The 16,551-nt window shown below is 57.0% G+C and carries 15 protein-coding genes; 7 read left to right on the forward strand and 8 right to left on the reverse strand.

The features are described from left to right. Positions 1-89 precede the first annotated feature (89 nt). The 4 genes from M9H61_RS15645 to M9H61_RS15660 all read right to left on the reverse strand — a co-directional run bounded on the left by M9H61_RS15645 (position 90) and on the right by M9H61_RS15660 (position 3,934). On the reverse strand, positions 90-851 hold the full coding sequence (locus M9H61_RS15645; protein WP_250281548.1) for an SDR family NAD(P)-dependent oxidoreductase: 762 nt from the start codon (positions 849-851) through the stop codon (positions 90-92). A gap of 128 nt (positions 852-979) precedes the next feature. Then, positions 980-1,939, reverse strand: coding sequence for a DMT family transporter (locus tag M9H61_RS15650; protein ID WP_250281551.1), 960 nt, complete (start codon positions 1,937-1,939; stop codon positions 980-982). 26 nt (positions 1,940-1,965) lie between these two features. Further along, positions 1,966-2,910, reverse strand: a complete 945-nt coding sequence (locus M9H61_RS15655; RefSeq protein ID WP_250281553.1) for a DMT family transporter — start codon at positions 2,908-2,910, stop codon at positions 1,966-1,968. Next, the gene (locus M9H61_RS15660; RefSeq protein ID WP_250281554.1) at positions 2,903-3,934 is read right to left on the reverse strand and encodes a DMT family transporter; all 1,032 of its coding nucleotides are present in this window, start codon (positions 3,932-3,934) and stop codon (positions 2,903-2,905) included. The genes M9H61_RS15655 and M9H61_RS15660 overlap by 8 nt, the downstream gene beginning before the upstream one ends. 167 nt (positions 3,935-4,101) lie before the next feature. On the opposite strand from M9H61_RS15660, the gene M9H61_RS15665 reads away from it, so the two are divergent. From M9H61_RS15665 to M9H61_RS15685, 5 genes are all read left to right on the forward strand, one after another. Next, complete coding sequence (locus M9H61_RS15665; RefSeq protein ID WP_101248208.1) at positions 4,102-4,563, forward strand: Lrp/AsnC family transcriptional regulator; 462 nt, start codon at positions 4,102-4,104, stop codon at positions 4,561-4,563. Positions 4,564-4,706: 143 nt separating this feature from the next. Further along, complete coding sequence (locus M9H61_RS15670) at positions 4,707-6,788, forward strand: potassium/proton antiporter (protein WP_250281556.1); 2,082 nt, start codon at positions 4,707-4,709, stop codon at positions 6,786-6,788. Positions 6,789-7,107: 319 nt separating this feature from the next. Next, a complete protein-coding gene (locus tag M9H61_RS15675) occupies positions 7,108-8,031 on the forward strand; it encodes a DMT family transporter (protein WP_250281557.1) in 924 nt (307 codons plus the stop codon). A 39-nt stretch (positions 8,032-8,070) separates the two neighbouring features. Further along, entirely contained in the window at positions 8,071-8,568 is a 498-nt protein-coding gene (locus M9H61_RS15680; RefSeq protein ID WP_250281559.1) for a DinB family protein, read from the forward strand. Then, positions 8,568-9,233 carry a LysE family translocator gene (locus tag M9H61_RS15685; protein ID WP_250281562.1) on the forward strand — a complete coding sequence of 222 codons (666 nt, stop codon included), beginning with the start codon at positions 8,568-8,570 and terminating at the stop codon, positions 9,231-9,233. The genes M9H61_RS15680 and M9H61_RS15685 overlap by 1 nt, the downstream gene beginning before the upstream one ends. 352 nt (positions 9,234-9,585) lie before the next feature. Here the strand turns inward: M9H61_RS15685 and M9H61_RS15690 are convergent, their stop codons facing one another. From M9H61_RS15690 to M9H61_RS15700, 3 genes are all read right to left on the reverse strand, one after another. Further along, positions 9,586-10,812 (reverse strand): sodium:proton antiporter, encoded by a 1,227-nt coding sequence (locus M9H61_RS15690; protein WP_114112336.1) that lies wholly within the window; start codon positions 10,810-10,812, stop codon positions 9,586-9,588. A gap of 199 nt (positions 10,813-11,011) precedes the next feature. After that, positions 11,012-11,794, reverse strand: coding sequence for a histidinol-phosphatase (gene hisN / locus M9H61_RS15695; protein ID WP_250281564.1), 783 nt, complete (start codon positions 11,792-11,794; stop codon positions 11,012-11,014). Positions 11,795-11,981: 187 nt separating this feature from the next. Next, positions 11,982-12,611, reverse strand: a complete 630-nt coding sequence (locus M9H61_RS15700; protein ID WP_114111948.1) for a cytochrome c family protein — start codon at positions 12,609-12,611, stop codon at positions 11,982-11,984. Positions 12,612-12,967: 356 nt separating this feature from the next. Between M9H61_RS15700 and M9H61_RS15705 the strand changes: the two genes are divergently transcribed. Further along, positions 12,968-13,708, forward strand: coding sequence for a 3-deoxy-manno-octulosonate cytidylyltransferase (locus M9H61_RS15705; protein ID WP_206926652.1), 741 nt, complete (start codon positions 12,968-12,970; stop codon positions 13,706-13,708). A 105-nt stretch (positions 13,709-13,813) separates the two neighbouring features. Further along, the gene (locus M9H61_RS15710) at positions 13,814-14,674 is read left to right on the forward strand and encodes a prephenate dehydratase (protein WP_114111946.1); all 861 of its coding nucleotides are present in this window, start codon (positions 13,814-13,816) and stop codon (positions 14,672-14,674) included. 114 nt (positions 14,675-14,788) lie between these two features. Here the strand turns inward: M9H61_RS15710 and M9H61_RS15715 are convergent, their stop codons facing one another. Beyond that, a complete protein-coding gene (locus M9H61_RS15715) occupies positions 14,789-16,459 on the reverse strand; it encodes a methyl-accepting chemotaxis protein (RefSeq protein ID WP_101248200.1) in 1,671 nt (556 codons plus the stop codon). Positions 16,460-16,551: the final 92 nt, after the last annotated feature.

Raw genomic sequence — 16,551 nt, forward strand, 5'->3', positions numbered from 1 at the left:
CCTGAAAACGAAAACACCCTGCCGGTGGGGGACGGCAGGGTGCATGTGGCTGCGGTGATTGGAGCATATCCGGAACCGGTTATGCGGGACTATTTCGGTTCCAGTCGTACCGCGCCATCAATCCGGATGGTCTCGCCATTGATCATTTCATTTTCACAGATATGCATCGCCAACCGGCCATATTCCGCCGGATCGCCCAGGCGTTTGGGGAACGGTGTATTGGCTGCAAGGCTTTCCTGAACCTCGTCGGGAAGTCCCATCAACATCGGCGTGCCAAACAGGCCGGGCGCAATCGATGCGACCCGAATGCCGTGGCGGGCAAGTTCGCGTGCCGCCGGCAAGGTCAGGGACGCCACCCCGCCCTTCGATGCGGCATAGGCCGCCTGTCCGATCTGCCCTTCAAAGGCGGCGATGGATGCGGTGTTGATGATCACGCCACGTTCGCCACTGGCCGACGGGTCATTGTTGCTCATGGCGTTTGCCACAACCCGCATCATGTTGAATGTGCCAATCAGATTGACATTGATCACGCGCGCAAAGGCCGCAAGATCGGCCGGGCCTTCGCGTCCGACAATGCGTTCGCCATGCACGATCCCGGCGCAATTGACCAGAATGGACGGTGTGCCGACCGACGCAACCACATCAGACACCGCCTTTTCGACACTGACGGCATCGGACACATCAACGCCAAATCCGGCACCATCAAGCTTTTCTGCGGTGGCCTTCGCCCCGGCTTCGTTCAGATCAAAGGCAACAATTTTCGCCCCGGCCCCGGCCAAAACGGCCGCCGTCGCCGCACCAAGCCCCGATGCCGCGCCGGTTACAATGGCGATGGAACCCTTGATCTGCATGGCGTGAAGCCTCCCGCATTTTTTGATGATTTCACTTAATCTGGTATTTCTATACCAAATTATATCTTTAACGGGCAAGGCTATTCTGTCACCCCATTTTAACGGTGCGGGAATCGTGTGAAACCGGATTATTTGCGCGGGATTGTTCCGCCCTGCGGGTCCTGGGCCGGGATGGTCACGCTGTTGTCGTTGGCAGTTTCACGCGCAAGTTTGCGTTCACGCAGGGCAACATAAATTGCCGCCCCGATAATCATCGCCCCGCCCGGAATGATCCAGATATCGGGCACTTCGCCAAACAGGATCAGGGCAAGGATGGCGATAATCGGCAATCGCAAATAGGAAAACCCGACAAAGAAGCTGTAATCGGCAAGCTGCAATGCCTTGACGTTACAGATCTGCATCACATTCATCATCAGGGCTGCTACCGCCATCAGGCCGATGGCGGTCCAGCTTGGCGTCTGCCAGACAAAAAGTGCCGGGATCAGGGACACCGGGGTCGTAATCACCATCAGGTAAAACAACAGCGACGTGGTGCTTTCGGTGCTGACCAGTTGCTTGGTGATCATCCCGGCACAGGCCATGCACATGGCCGCCGCAATCGGAAAAAGACTGGCCGGTTGCATGGCATCGGTTCCGGGCTGAATGATCAGTCCCACCCCGACAAAACCGATCACAACCGCAAGCCAGCGGTGAATACGCACCGTCTCGCGCAGGACAAGGGCCGCCAGAATGGTGCCAAAAAGCGGCACGGTGAAATTAAGCGTCGTCGCCTCGGCCAGCGGCAGATACAGCACGGCCATGAACCACAAACACATCTCGGCGGCTGACAGAACCCCGCGCACCCCGAATAAGGGCAGGCGCCTGGTGACAAGGGTTGCGACCCCGGCTTTCATCACCATCGGCACCATCAATAAAAGCCCGAAGGCAAAACGCAGAAACACCGCCTGATAGGGATGGATTTCCGCGGTGGCAAACCGGATGGTCAGGGTAAAACAGGCCGCAAGGACGGCCGCGGCAAGCGCAAAGAAACTGGCCCGGATCGATGCAGGCTGGCCTTCAAACCATGTTGTCACTGAACCGGGCATCATCGGGGAACCTTTGCGTTGTGGGGCGATCAGGGTTTGGCTGGCGGCGGGTCAAGATCGCTTGCGGTTGATGACGGGCCACGCTTTATCCGGTTGGCTTCGCGATTGAGCTTGGCCTCGCGGCGCGCAATGAACAGGGCCGCACCGATAATCAGTCCCGCACCGGGCACAAGCCAGATTTCGGGCACTTCGCCAAACATCACCAATGCAATCACCAGCACAAAGGGCAGGCGCAAATAATTGAACCCGATGACAAAGCCGTAATCATAAACCCGGAATGCGTTGGTGTTGCAAATCTGGGTGATGTTGGCCATGAACGCCCCCGCCGCCATCAGGCCGATCGCCGTCCAGCTTGGCGTTTGCCAGACAAACAAGGCCGGGATCAGGGTCATCGGCGTGGTCAGGGCCATCATGTAAAGAATGATCGTCGTCGGATTTTCGGTGCGTGACAGTGATTTGATCGTCAATCCCGCACTGGCCATGCAAATTGCTGCTGCAATCGGAAGCAGGCTGGCGACCTGCATGGTTTCGCTGCCCGGGCGGATGATGATCAGGACCCCGCAAAAACCGGCCAGAAGGGCCGCAACCCGGTATCTTCGGATCTGCTCACCCAGAAAAATCGCCGCCAGAACCGTTCCGAACAGCGGCACGGTAAAGTTCAATGTCGTTGCCTCGGCCAGCGGCATCACCGCAATCGCGGAAAACCAGAAACTCATTGCCCCCATCGACAGCACGGCGCGCAACACAAACATCGGCAGACGCCGGGTCTTGAGCGGCGCCAGACCGCTTCGAAAAGCCAGCGGCGCAATCAGGATCAGTCCGAACAGATTGCGGAAAAACACCGCCTGAAGCGGATCGATATGTTCGGTGGCAAGTCGGACAAACACCGAAAAGATCGCTGCACTGATCGACGCCATCACCCCAAAGACGGATGCCTGCAAATAAGGGGGAAGGGCGTTGAACCGATCACGCATCGGGTGTTCTTTCCTGTCTGTTGTCGCCGGTATTACTCTGCTGATCGGCATCAGCCGGGCCTTGTTTGGGGCGATCCGGTCTGGTTGCCGGAATGGCTTGCGGATCGGCCGGGGCCGTGGTTGGGACGCGGGCGGCCATCTTGGCGCGCTTGGCCAAAACCGCTTCGCGCCTTGCGATATAAAGGGCCGATCCGATAATCAATGCCGCCCCGGCCCAGGTCCAAAGATCAACCACTTCGCCAAACATCACAAAGGCCATGGCCGCGACAAAGGGCAGGCGCAGGAAGTCGAAAATCATCACATAGGACTGATCGGCCGTGCGATAGGCCCGCACCAGAAGCTGCTGGCCAGCCGTTCCCGTGACCGCAATCAGCAACATGATGAACAATTGCCACAGGCTCGGCGTCTGCCAGAAATAGATCGCAGGCGGCAGCGACAGGGGCGTCATGACCAGCCCCATCCATGTCACGATGGCATTGGCACTATCGGTACGCGACAGCATTTTGACCGTCGTCATCGCGCATGCCATGAACAGGGTCGCAAAAAGTGCCAGAATCGCACCGGTTTCAAAATCCTGTCCGAACGGGCGGATAATCACCATGGCCCCGACAAAGCCGATGGCAACCGCACTCCAGCGTCGTGCGCGTACTGTTTCGCGTACAATGATCGCAGCCAGCACCGTGGTCAGGATCGGCAGGGTAAAGTTGATCGCAATCACCTGGGCGGCCGGCGTGATCGCAAGCGCGGTAAACAGGCACGACATCGCGCCAAACCCCAATGCCCCGCGCAGGAAATGCAACTTGAACCGTTCGGTCTTCAATCCGCCAAGGCCATTACCGATCAGCCAGGGCACCATCGGCAACAGGCCGAAAAAGTTGCGGAAAAATGCCGCCTCGAACGGATGAACATCGCGCGTGACATACCGGATAAGCACCGCCATCGCCGCAAAACACAGCGCGGCAGTGATCATCAGCAGGGCGCCCTTAAGGGCTGTGTTGTCGGTGGTGACGCGTGAAAAAACCATTATCCTCAACGAATAAGCGTGATTTTGGAAAAAATCCAGTCTGCACGGCGCGATTTATCATACTAATTGCGCATGGCAGCCCCACCGATTTTGGCGAACAGTTCGCGCAAGCCGGCTTTTCGTGTAAGATCAGGGCCGTCGACAATAATCCATCAGGGGGAAGATAAATGGATGCTATTGATCGCAAATTGATCGACATCCTGCAGGAAGACGCATCGCTGTCCTATTCGGTTTTGGGGACCAAGGTGGGATTGTCGGTTTCTGCGGTGAATGATCGGGTGCGCAAACTGCGCGAACAGGGGGTCATTCAGGCCTATCGCATTGCGGTTGATCCGCAGGCAATCGGTCGCGCACTGACCGCCATGGTCTGGCTTCGCACCGACCCGGCCAAGGGCAACAAGAAACTGGTCAAATCGCTGATCAAGGCTGATGAGGTACTTGAATGTCATCACATGACCGGACGGTTTGATTTTCTGGTCAAATTGCGTTTGCGCGATACCGCCCATCTCGAAAGCTTTGTTTCCGACACGATCAAGGAAATGCCCGGCGTTGTCGAAGTGCTTCCGGAAATTGCCCTGTCGACGGCAAAGGAAACCATGTTTGTTCCGGCTCAACTGGAAAATGACTGATCGGCTTTCATAATTCGGACGAAATTCGGAACTATCTGCTGTAGTGGCATTTCCGGTCATCATTTCCTAAGTATCTGATGCGATATTGCGATGCGAATTGCCGACTGATCCCGTTCTGACATTCCCGACAGAGGAGCCCCAACATGATTGAATCGATGAATCTGGTAATCCTGATTGCATCGATTCTGGTTGTGGTCGCGGTTTTCACAAGCCTTGTCAGTTTCCGGGTCGGCGCGCCATTGCTGCTGGTGTTTCTGTTTGTCGGCCTTGGTGCCGGTGAAGACGGCATTGGCGGCATCATGTTTGACAATGCGCCGCTGGCCTATTTTATCGGCTCGATCGCGCTTGCCCTGATCTTGTTTGACAGCGGCTTTGAAACCCAGCTTCGAACATTGAAAATTGCCGCTGCCCCGTCACTGGTGCTGGCCACGATCGGGGTGATGATCACGACTTTTGTGATTGGCGGTGTGACCTGGCTGGTGCTCGATGTGCCATGGCTGGTGGCATTGCTGTTCGGGGCGATTGTCAGTTCGACGGATGCTGCGGCGGTGTTCTTCCTGTTGCGGGTCGGCGGGATCAATCTGCGTGACCGTACGCGCAGCACGCTGGAAGTTGAATCGGGTTCGAACGACCCGATGGCGGTGTTTCTGACCATTTCGCTGGTGGAACTGATCATTCTGGGCGGTGGCGACAATATCGCTGTTGAATTGTTGCAACGCTTCATCCTGCAAATCGGGCTTGGCACGGTGTTTGGTGTGGCGGGCGGCTATGCGCTGGTTCAGATGATCAACCGTGTAAAACTTGAACCGGGTCTGGTGCCGATCATTACCATGGCCTGTGCGCTGGCCCTGTTTGGTGCGACCAGTATTCTGGGCGGCAGCGGATTTCTTGCTGTCTATGTCGCCGGTCTGTTTGCCGGCAACAGCAAGATGCATATGAGTGTCGGTGTCCGGCGTTTTCAGCATGTTACCACCTGGCTTGCCCAGATCGCGATGTTTGTCACGCTCGGTCTTCTGGCAACACCATCCGAATTCGGGGCGGTGATTGTTCCGGGTGTGATCCTGGCACTGGTGCTGGTCTTTGTCGCGCGGCCGGTCGCGGTGTGGCTGTGCCTGATGTTCTTTAATTTCTCGCGCAATGATACCGCCTTTATTTCGTGGGTCGGTTTGCGCGGGGCGGTGTCGATCCTGCTTGCCATCGTACCGATGGTCGAAGGCATCCCCGAAGGCCAGCTTCTGTTCAATACCGCCTTCATCGTCGTCATCACGTCGCTTCTGTTGCAGGGCTGGACGATCCGGCGGGTTGCGAAATGGTTGGGCATTATCGTGCCGCCCCGTCACGGGCCGGTCGATCGTATCGATCTGGAATTGCCGGGCAATGCCAATCAGGAAATCGTGGTCTATCGCGTGCACGAAGCCAGTGCCGTTGCCACCGGTCAGCGCATTCCGCGCTGGGCCCGACCCAGCCTGATTTTGCGCGATGGTGCTTCTTTGCGCCCGCATTCGGCCGGTCATATCCAGGCGGGTGATCAGGTCTATATCATCACCCCGCCGCGCCATGTCGAACTGCTTGATCAGCTGTTTGCCGGCCCGGCCGAGGGGGCCAATGACATCGACCTGTTTGGCGATTTCAGCTTCCCGCCCGATACCCATATTGCCGATATCGGCCGTCTTTACGGCTTTGCCGTGGACGAAGACGATGCCGAACTGACGGTGGCCGATATCCTCAAACGCGATCTGTCTGGTGATGTCGAACTCGGCGACCGTGTGCCTTACGGAACGGTTGAGCTGATCGTGCGCCGGACCGATGATGAACATGGCGTGATCGAAGTCGGCCTTGCCGTTGAACAGCAAAAAGCCAAACCCAAACGCCGCATCCCGATCTTCCAGTCGCGCGCCGAATTGCTTGAAATCTGGAAAGACTGGCAGAAACGCAAACGCGCGGAAAAGAATGCGGCTTTGACTGCCGGAACCCCGGCCACGGCGCTGCCGACAGATGATCCTGACAGTGGCAGCGATGATGAACGCACCGGTGATCCGTCCGAAAACCCGGTTACGGATCCGGATCAGGATGCAAATCCCGACCCGGACCGCGCGTCAAGCCCATCCGACCCCTCGGCACCCGATGACAATTCCACCGACGCTGCGAAAACACCCGCCCCGACGGCGGAAAAAGATGTTGCAGACACATCATCGACGACCAAGGCACCAGGCAAAAAAGCCTGACACCGGCCATAAATCACCTTGATCAGTCAGGTGCAGGGAATAGACAAACCTGCACCTGCACCTGCACCTGCACCTGCACCTGCACCTGCACCTGCACCTGCACCTGCACCCCGGACCTACACCCGGAACCGGAACCAACCCAACCCGCGCCTCCCCCAACCCACGCCCCATTCAGTGCACCGCCAAACCTCGATGCCTGATGCATTAGATTGGGCGGATTGGCATTAGTTGGACTAATGCATGGATCAAAAATGCTGGTTTGGTGCGGGGTGGGTTCTGGCTTAAATTGCTGCTTCAATTCTTTTGGAGCACCCCGACCATGTTCGGTCTTTATGCCGCTGTCGTTTTAATCTGGGGATCGACCTGGATCGCCATTCAGTATCAGCTTACCGTTGCGCCGGAAGTCGCCGTGGTCCTGCGTTTTGCGCTGGCGACTTTTATTTTGATGGCCTGGTGTGTGGTGCGTCGTTTGCCGATGCGGTTTGGTATGCGCGATCATTTCTTCATGGCGGCACTCGGGGTGTGCCTGTTTTCGCTGAACTATGTTCTGATCTATGTTGCCAGTGCGCATTTGACATCAGGTCTGCTGGCGGTGGTGTTTTCGACCATCGTGATCATGAACATGGTCAATGGCGTGATCTTTTTCCGCCGTCGTCCCGAAACCCGCACCCTGATCGGGGCGGCGATCGGGCTTTCGGGCATTGCGATGGTATTTGCCGATGATCTTGCGGCATTCGATCTGGCAACCGGGGGCAGCATCGGCCTTCTGGTGTCGCTTGCCGGAAGCTATATCGCATCGCTTGGCAATATGGCTTCGGCGCGCAACCATGCGCGCGGCATTCCGGTGTTGCAGGCCAATGCCTTTGGCATGCTCTATGGCTCGGTTCTGCTGTTTGCCTATATCGGGCTTGCCGGGATTCCGGTGACCTTCGATACCAGCCCAAGCTTTATTGCCGCCCTTGTGTATCTGTCGCTGTTTGGATCGGTGCTGGCATTCGGCTTCTATCTGACCCTTCTGGGCAAGATCGGGCCGGATCGGGCGGCCTACAGTTCGGTGATGTTTCCGGTGGTGGCACTGTTGCTGTCGACCTGGTTTGAGGATTTCCACTGGACCAGCCACGTCATCTGGGGTGTGGGCCTGACTTTGGTGGGCAATGTGGTTATTCTGACCAAACGTGTTCCCAAACCGGCCGCGGCCGTGCTTGAACAGGTTGCCGGTAGTCCGACCGGGCTCAAGCCCTGAGCACTGCGGTCGCGCAACCGCCTGTCAACGGAGATCAGAATGAACAGTGTGGCCTATTTCAAGCGTCTGGCAGATTACAATGCCTGGGCCAACCGGCATGTCTATGATGCCTGTGCCGCCCTGCCGCCAGCTGCACTTGATGCGCCGCGCCGGGCGTTCTTTCCGTCGATCATGCGTACCCTGAACCATCTTCTGGTCGCTGATCGCTTGTGGTTGTCGCGGCTCAGTGGCGCACCGGTTGCCATGGCGCTTGATACCATTCTGTTTTCCGATTTTGATGATTTGCGTGCTGCGCGCATCGCACAGGATCAGGACATTACCGATTTCATCGCAACCCTGACTGACGATGTAATTGCATCGGATCTGACCTATCAGTCGGTCACCGCCGGGGCCTATACCATGCCGCGTGATCTGGTGCTGGGTCATATGTTCAATCATCAGACCCACCATCGCGGACAGGTTTCCAGCATGGTGCTTGAGGCCGGTGGCAAGGCGCTTGAAATCGATCTGATCTATTATGGCCGCGAGCAGCTTTGATGTTCGATCTTCTGGTGCAATATGGCCCGTTTCTGATGGCGGCCTTTTTGCTCAATATCTCGCCGGGGCCTGATATGGCCTATATCGTTGGCCAAACCGCCGTGCATGGCCGCAAGATCGGACTGTTTTCGAGTTTTGGCGTGGTGTCGGGCGCCTTTGTGCATGTCTTGGCTGCGGCTCTTGGTCTATCGGCGATCCTTGCGACGTCGGCCCTTGCCTTTGCCATCGTCAAATGGGTCGGGGTGGCCTATCTGGTGTGGCTGGGCATCGGGGCGTTGCGCGCAAGCTTTGCAGGTAAACCGGGCCGTGATGGGAATGATGACAGTACCCCGGCCATTGCCATTTCCACCAGGCCGATGACGGTCTTTCAGGCATGGCGACAGGGCGTGATGATTGATGTGCTTAACCCCAAGGTCGCGATCTTTTTCATGGCGTTTCTGCCGCAATTTGTTGATCCGCAAAGCGGTGATGGCGCGATGCAGTTTCTGGTGCTGGGATCTGTCGTCAATTTGATCGGGCTTGTGGTTGAAAGCAGCCTTGTCCTGATGGTCGCGGCGGCAGCCGTTCGGATCAGGGGCCACAGAAAACTTGGCGCATGGTTGCAGCGCGCCCTTGGTGCCATGTTCATTGCCCTTGGCGCACGGCTGGCCATCAGCCAGCAATAGTCCGGCCTTGCACCCCGGAAGGCCTCCTTCGCCCTCCGTCGTAATCCGGCGCCATTTGCCCCCCCTGCGCCATCACCATCCTGAGCCATCCGGCATCTCGCGGGGCCATGCTGTGCCGTGATTTGTCGTGCGCGCCCGGTATGTATTGGCGGGCCGGGCAGGGGACGTATTGGCCTCAGGTGTTGGAGGGTGGCATCGGCTACAAGCACCGGCCACATGCATCAGGCACGAGCATCAGTCATGAAGGTCCGGTCACATGCCTGGTATGGGATGCTGGCGAAAGGCATGCCAATTCTCCACCCCGGCTCCCATCCCAGCCCCCCATCCCGGCCCGGTGGCCAATGATGGCGGCTCAATCCTTGGCGGATCTTTTTGCCAGATAGCGCACAAGGGCGCGCGATGCCGGGGCGGCACTGATGCCGTGGGCGACGATGCTGATGCAGATGATCATGGTTCCGGCGGCAAAAAGCGGCATGAATTCGCCCGGATCAATCAGGGTCGCCATGATCAGCATATAGATCACCGAGGCAATCCCGCGCGGTCCGAACCACCCGATATAAAGCTTTTCCCCCGGGCTGTAGGGCGACCCGATCATGCAGATCCACACACAAAGCGGGCGCAGGATCACAAGGCTTGCAACCGAGAATGCCAGCATCTCCCAAGTCCAGCTTTCATACACCGCCGGCACGACAATCATCCCGAACACAAAGAATGTCAGCATGGTCAGAAGTTCTGCCTCTGCCTCGCCGAAACTTTCGATGGTGTCGCGCACCCGGTCACTGGAAATATTAAGCGACAGCCCCCCGGCAAAGGCCGCGACAAAACCGTTGCCGCCAAGCTGTTCGGCCAAAAGATAAATCAGGATCGCGGCAAGCACACCAAGCAGCCGTTCAAACCGGTCAACAATCATGTCGCGGGTCACCACATGATTGACGATCTTGCCCAGCACGAACCCGCATCCGATGCCAATCCCGGCACCTGCCGAAATTTCAAGCAACGCTTCCTTGATCCAGCCCTGATGCCCATTGCTTAGAAGATTGGCTTCAAGCAAAACCGCCGTGGTAAACACCGGCAAGACCAGCCCGTCATTAAGCCCGCTTTCGATATTGATGCCCTGGCGCACCGGGTCGGGCACGTCCCGATTCTCAAGAACCGGACGGCCAAGGGCGGCATCGGTCGGGCTGACAATCAGTGCAAGAATAAGTGCCGGGATCAGCCGCACACTGTCATCAAGCCCGACAATAAAGCCCCAGGTCGCCAAAATGGTCAGCGGCAATCCAATCAGAAGCAGCCGCAAGGCAATGTTCTTGGCCGCCTGTTCCTTGCGATAATTCAGAACGGCAGCATCAAGAAACAGAATGATCGCAAGCGTCATCTCGGCAAAACGGGTGGCGAAATGAAGCCCGCCACTCAGCGCCCGAAGCGGCGCCTCATGCCAGATGCCAAGCGGCAACGCAATCAGCGCCCCGCTTAGAACCATCATCATCGGTGATGAAATATTACGCCGTTGCAGGCGGCGGGAAAACAGCCCGTAAACCAGCCCCGATCCCAGAAAAAGAATGATCACCCATTCAAACATCACCCGACCCGACTGGTTGTTTCCCCGACTGGTTGTTTCATCGCAAAAGTGTGCCCGAAAAACCGTGAAATAACAATTGCGCCGACGGATCGGGACGGGCCGAAGCCAAGGGAGTTAACAGTGGAGCCAACAATGGAGCCGCCCAGCGATCGGGCAGGGCGGGTCGTTGATTGTTTGGCGGGTCGCGAACCGCGCGCGATTACGCCATCGCGCCCTTGATGACGGCAAGAACATCGGCATGGCAGCGCGCATCACCGCTTGCGACAACATCACCGGCACTGTTGATGCCAAGTTCCTTGCCCGACCAGTCGGTCATCACCCCGCCGGCCCCTTCGACGACCGGCACCAGCGCACAGAAATCATAGGCCTGAAGCCCGCATTCAACCACCGTGTCGGCAAGGCCAAGCGCGGTCAGCCCATAGGCATAGGCATCAACCCCGTACATCGGAACCCGGCACTGTTTGGAAACCGCCTGATAGGCGGCAAACGTCTTGTCGCGGAAAAGTTCGGGCGCGGTGGTAAAGAAGGTCGCACTTGCCAGGTCTTCGCATTCGCGCGCACTGATTTCAGCACCGTTCATGGTGCTGGGCTTGCCCATCACTCCGACCCAGCGTTCATCGGTGATCGCCTGGTCGATAATGCCCATCACCGGTTTGCCCCGGTGGCAAAGCGCAATCAGGGTGGCAAAGCTCGGCTTGCCGGAAATGAATGATTTGGTGCCGTCAATCGGATCAAGAACCCAGACATATTCGGCATCGATATTTTCGCGCCCGTGTTCTTCGCCAAGGATGCCGTGATCGGGCAATTCGGCATTCAGGATATCGCGCATGGTGCGTTCGACTTCGCGATCGGCAATGGTGACCGGGCTGTCATCTGCTTTCACGTCCACGGCAACCGGGGTGCGGTAATATTTGCGCACAACCGGGCGGGCCGCATCGGCCAGTTTGTGGGCGATCTCTAAAAAGCGGTCGAGATTTTCCATGAAAGCACATTCCTGAATGAAGTTGGCATCAAAGGGCCTGCCAGAACACCCGATATCGGGCCGGCAAATAACATCTGCCTGCTGGTCCCGGCAAAAACGCGACCACCAAACGCAAACAGGGGACAGTTACCTGTCCCCTGTGAAAAATCAATGTCTGATCAGAAAAATCTGACGACGTCACATCCGCTTACTGCGCAGCAGCTTCACCTTCTGCCGGTGCAGCAGCTTCTTCGGCGGCACCCTGTTCGGCCGCAGCAGCTTCTGCCGGATCGGGCAGCGGCAGCGGATTGTCGGATTTGGTATTAAGCCATGCAATGACAGCAGCACGATCAGATGCCTTTTTCAGGCCGCCGAAGCTCATTTTCGTGCCATCGATGTAATCGCGCGGCTTGTAAAGGAATTCGTTCAGCTCCTCAAAGCCCCAATTGCTGCCATGGTTGGCCATGCCATCGGAATAGGAGAAGTCGCTTTTATGCGCAAAGGCCGCACCAACGATTCCATAAAGGTTCGGGCCGGTCTTGTTCGGGCCGCCTTTTTCGACATCGTGGCAGGATGCGCACTTCTTGAAGACTTTTTCGCCTTCGGCAAGATCAGCCGATGCCAGCATCGCAAGAATCGGTTCCGGGCCGGCCGGCGCAGCCGGTGCTGCTGCGGTCGTGGCACTCGCACCCGCCATCAGATCCTCGGAGAAGGGATAAACCGGTGCTTCCAGTTCATCGGGATGAACCAGTGCGCCACCAATTTTGCCGACAACCACTACCAGAAGTACGGCGCAGATGACTCCGGCGACGATCTTGTTGATTTCCATCGTGTTCATGACGGGACCCCGTTACAGCCTAATCACTCTCAGGTTTCTCATTATAGTCAGTTCATCCATGCGCCCCCCTGGCAATCCTCGTAGTTGAGAAACACACATGTTACCGCAGGCAAAACTGTTCGGTGGGAAACTATACGTTTCAGCGATTTGCATCAACCTTTCTTAAACACCAAGGCGAAAACGGATGCTCTAGAACTTTCGTCTAGTAGCATCTGAAAAACATTTCCGTCTTTCGTAAACTCCCCAAAACCGGCTAATGTCGCGCCGATTCACACCCGTGTTTTGCCATCGCGTTGATCGAACACGCATTGCGCGAGATCAAACACAGGGAATTTATGCCTGACCGGAGTTCCAAAATGTCGACGCCGCGCAATCCTGTTGTTGTAATTCCTGCCCGCATGGCCTCTACCCGCCTGCCCAACAAACCGTTGGCTGATATTTGCGGGGAACCCATGATCGTTCAGGTCTGGCGACGCGCGAACGAGGCCGCGATTGGCCCGGTTCTGGTGGCCTGTGCCGAACAGGAAATTGCCGATGCGGTCGAAGCCGCGGGCGGCATCGCGGTTCTGACCGACCCGGATCTGCCCAGCGGATCGGATCGTGTTCATCAGGCGCTGCAAACTTTCGATCCCGACGGCAAATATGATGCGGTCGTCAATGTGCAGGGCGATCTGCCGACCATTGATGCCGCCGATATCCGCGCCGTGTTTGAACCGCTCAATGATCCGGCGGTCGATATTGCAACGCTGGCTGCTGAAATCACCCGCATTGAAGAACGCACCAACCCCAACGTGGTCAAGGCGGTCGCCGCCTTTGGCAAGGGGCGTGTTGCCCGTGCGCTTTATTTCACGCGCGCGACCGCGCCATATGGTGACGGGCCGCTTTATCATCATATCGGGCTTTATACCTATCGCCGTGCGGCACTCGACCGCTTTGTTGCCCTGCCACCGGCCGAACTTGAAAGCCGTGAAAAGCTCGAACAGTTGCGTGCGCTTGAAAACGGCATGGTGATTGCGGTGGCGCTGGTGGATGGCGTGCCGCTTGGCGTGGACACGCCCGAAGATCTTGAACGGGCCCGTCAGGTTCTCGGGGCCTGATTTCCAAACATTGGATTGAGTTCGCGCCCCAATTGGGGTTTTCTATCAGGCCGCCTGTTCGGGGCGGTTGATACAAGTCCGTCTAAACTATCAGGAAACAGCCAGATGACTGCGCAACAAAGGATCGCTTTTCAGGGAATGCACGGTGCCTATTCAGATCAGGCAGCCCGTCGCGCCTTTCCGGGTGCAACGACAGTACCCTACAGGACCTTTGAAGGCGCCTTTAGTGCATTGGAAGAAGGCGAAGTCGAACTGGCGGTGATCCCGATTGATAACACCCTTGCCGGGCGTGTCGCCGATGTGCACCACATCCTGCCGGAATCGGGTGTGCATATCATCGGAGAAACCTTCCTGCGCATTAACCATGCGCTGGTCGCCGTACCGGGCACAAAGATCGAAGACATCAAGGAAATCCACAGCCACGTGCACGCCCTCGGCCAATGCCGCAAACTGCGCAAGGAACTCGGTGTCAATGCGGTGGTCGGTCCCGATACGGCCGGCTGTGCCAAGGAAGTCGCCGATCGCGGCGATAAATCCATTGCCGCGATTGCCCCGGTTCTGGCGGCTGAAATTTACGGCCTTGATGTGCTGCGTACCGAGGTCGAAGACGCCGCCCACAACACCACGCGTTTTATCATTCTCGCCCGGGAGCCGCTTGATATCGCCAATGACGGCACCCCGGTTGTCACCAGTTTTGTCTTCCGGGTACGCAACGTTGCCGCCGCCCTTTACAAGGCACTGGGCGGTTTTGCCACCAACGGCATCAACATGACCAAGCTTGAAAGCTACATGGTCGAAGGCCACTTCACCGCGACCCAGTTCTTTGCCGAAGTCGAAGCCCATCCCGAACAGCTTGGCCTGCGCCACGCGCTCGAAGAACTGCAATTCTTCTCGCACGAAGTTCGCATTTTGGGCGTTTATCCGGCCCACCCGTTCCGCAAGGAAAATGACCTTCCCGCGGAATGATCATCGGCGCGGTGCGTTTGGCACCCTTGACGTCAGACATGAAAAAAGGGCCGAACGAAATTGTTCGGCCCTTTCTTGTTTAATGTCGTTCAAAGTCGTTTGATCGGGTCGGGATCAATCCCCGGCCTGTTTCAAAAGATCGCCCGAGAACCGATGAATGATCTGGGTCAGCTCGGCCGAACGGTTCGAAAGTTCGGCCGATGCCGATTTCAGTTCGTCGGCATCATCGGTGGTGCTTTGTGCGTTCTTCATGGTTTCATCAACGCTATAGGAAATCTGTTTCACGCCATCCGCACTGCGGTTTGCGTTGCCCGAAATTTCCTGGGTCGCTGCACCCTGTTCTTCGATGGCCGCGGCAATTGCGGTGGATGCACTGCGCACCTGTTCGATGGTTTCCGAAACCCGTGAGATGCCGGTTACGGCACGTTCGGTTCCATCCACAATGGCATTGATCTGGGCGGCAATTTCATCGGTTGCCTTGGCGGTCTGGGTCGCAAGGTTCTTGACCTCGTTTGCCACCACGGCAAAGCCTTTGCCGGCTTCACCCGCACGGGCCGCCTCGATGGTTGCGTTAAGGGCCAGAAGGTTGGTCTGACCGGCAATGTCATTGATCAGGCCGATGATTTCCTTGATCTTCTCGACTGTTTCCGACAGGCCGGCAACATCGTTCGATGCGCTTTGGCTTTCATCGGTTGCCCGTTCAACAGTGTGCGACATCTGGGAAATCTGAACGTTGATTTCCGTGATCGAGGATGAAAGTTCTTCGGTCGCGGCGGCAACCGCATCGACATTCTGCGATACTTCACCGGCGGCCGATGCCACCTGCTGGCTTTGACCCAGGATGCCGTCGGCATTGTGGGCCATGCTGATCGCAAGATCGTTGCTGCGCTGGATCGAACGGTCAAGTGCCCCGGCAATGCCGCCAACTTCGCTTTCAAGTTTCTGGGCGATTGACCGGATATTGCTGCGACGTTCTTCTTCGGCTTTCTGCTTCTGAACGGCTGCATCGGATTCAAGTTTCTGCGCCTGTGCGGATTTGTCACGCAACGCCAGAACGCCCTGCGCCATATCGCCGATTTCAACGAAACGCGATTCGACTTCGACCGGGGCATCGTAATTGCCTTCGGCGATTGTGCGGATTGAACTGTTCAAACCGACGATGCTGCGCGTGATTCGCGTGCCGACAACCCAGGACAGGGACCCTGCAATGACAATGGCAATGATCGAAATGACCGCGATATGCTGGATGATCGACATGAATTCCGACTGCACGTCATCCATATAGACACCCGCACCCAGCGCCCAGCCCCATTCCTTGATCGGGCGGACATAGGCTGCCTTTTCAATCAGCTTGTCGCCTTCGCCGGGTTTCTTGGTTTCATAGGTGATGATGCCACCGCCGGCCTTGGCGGTATTGACGATCATGTTGCGAACCTTGCTGTCGGGGTTGCATTTGCCGACATCTTCGGGGCTTAACGGATCAAGCACCATGCAATGGCTGTAATCGGACGCATAGATATAGTTCGCGCCGTCAAACCGATAGGCATTCAGGATTGCCAATGCCGCAGCCTTGGCTTCGTCCTCGCTCATATCGCCGCTTTTGGCTTTGGCGACATAGCTGTTGACGATGGTCACAGCGCCTTCGGTCAGATGGGAAATCTGTTCGAATTTCCCGTTACGAAGGCTGGTTTGGTAATTCAGTGCGACCGTTGCGATGATGGCAAGCAGCACAAGTAAACAAATGGCGGGAATGGAAAATATCCCCGTAACAACCCGGAACCGCATAACTTTCCCCTTACAAGCGATTGTGGCGATTGAATTATTTACCGCAAATCGTAAACGAAACCGTAAATCGCCTTGGTTGAATGTGTCATCTG

It is taken from the genome of Thalassospira sp. GO-4 (assembly GCF_023588965.1).
In the GTDB taxonomy this organism is placed as follows: Bacteria; Pseudomonadota; Alphaproteobacteria; order Rhodospirillales; family Thalassospiraceae; genus Thalassospira; species Thalassospira povalilytica.

Excerpts from the sequence above, each read along its gene's own strand:
- M9H61_RS15660 (WP_250281554.1), bottom strand. The coding sequence starts at position 3,934 with ATGGTTTTTTCACGCGTCACCACCGACAACACAGCCCTTAAGGGCGCC.
- M9H61_RS15675 (WP_250281557.1), top strand. The coding sequence starts at position 7,108 with ATGTTCGGTCTTTATGCCGCTGTCGTTTTAATCTGGGGATCGACCTGG.
- M9H61_RS15705 (WP_206926652.1), top strand. The coding sequence starts at position 12,968 with ATGTCGACGCCGCGCAATCCTGTTGTTGTAATTCCTGCCCGCATGGCC.
- M9H61_RS15710 (WP_114111946.1), top strand. The coding sequence starts at position 13,814 with ATGACTGCGCAACAAAGGATCGCTTTTCAGGGAATGCACGGTGCCTAT.
- M9H61_RS15645 (WP_250281548.1), bottom strand. The coding sequence starts at position 851 with ATGCAGATCAAGGGTTCCATCGCCATTGTAACCGGCGCGGCATCGGGG.
- M9H61_RS15655 (WP_250281553.1), bottom strand. The coding sequence starts at position 2,910 with ATGCGTGATCGGTTCAACGCCCTTCCCCCTTATTTGCAGGCATCCGTC.
- M9H61_RS15680 (WP_250281559.1), top strand. The coding sequence starts at position 8,071 with ATGAACAGTGTGGCCTATTTCAAGCGTCTGGCAGATTACAATGCCTGG.
- M9H61_RS15650 (WP_250281551.1), bottom strand. The coding sequence starts at position 1,939 with ATGATGCCCGGTTCAGTGACAACATGGTTTGAAGGCCAGCCTGCATCG.
- hisN (WP_250281564.1), bottom strand. The coding sequence starts at position 11,794 with ATGGAAAATCTCGACCGCTTTTTAGAGATCGCCCACAAACTGGCCGAT.
- M9H61_RS15685 (WP_250281562.1), top strand. The coding sequence starts at position 8,568 with ATGTTCGATCTTCTGGTGCAATATGGCCCGTTTCTGATGGCGGCCTTT.
- M9H61_RS15665 (WP_101248208.1), top strand. The coding sequence starts at position 4,102 with ATGGATGCTATTGATCGCAAATTGATCGACATCCTGCAGGAAGACGCA.
- M9H61_RS15700 (WP_114111948.1), bottom strand. The coding sequence starts at position 12,611 with ATGAACACGATGGAAATCAACAAGATCGTCGCCGGAGTCATCTGCGCC.
- M9H61_RS15690 (WP_114112336.1), bottom strand. The coding sequence starts at position 10,812 with ATGTTTGAATGGGTGATCATTCTTTTTCTGGGATCGGGGCTGGTTTAC.
- M9H61_RS15670 (WP_250281556.1), top strand. The coding sequence starts at position 4,707 with ATGATTGAATCGATGAATCTGGTAATCCTGATTGCATCGATTCTGGTT.
- M9H61_RS15715 (WP_101248200.1), bottom strand. The coding sequence starts at position 16,459 with ATGCGGTTCCGGGTTGTTACGGGGATATTTTCCATTCCCGCCATTTGT.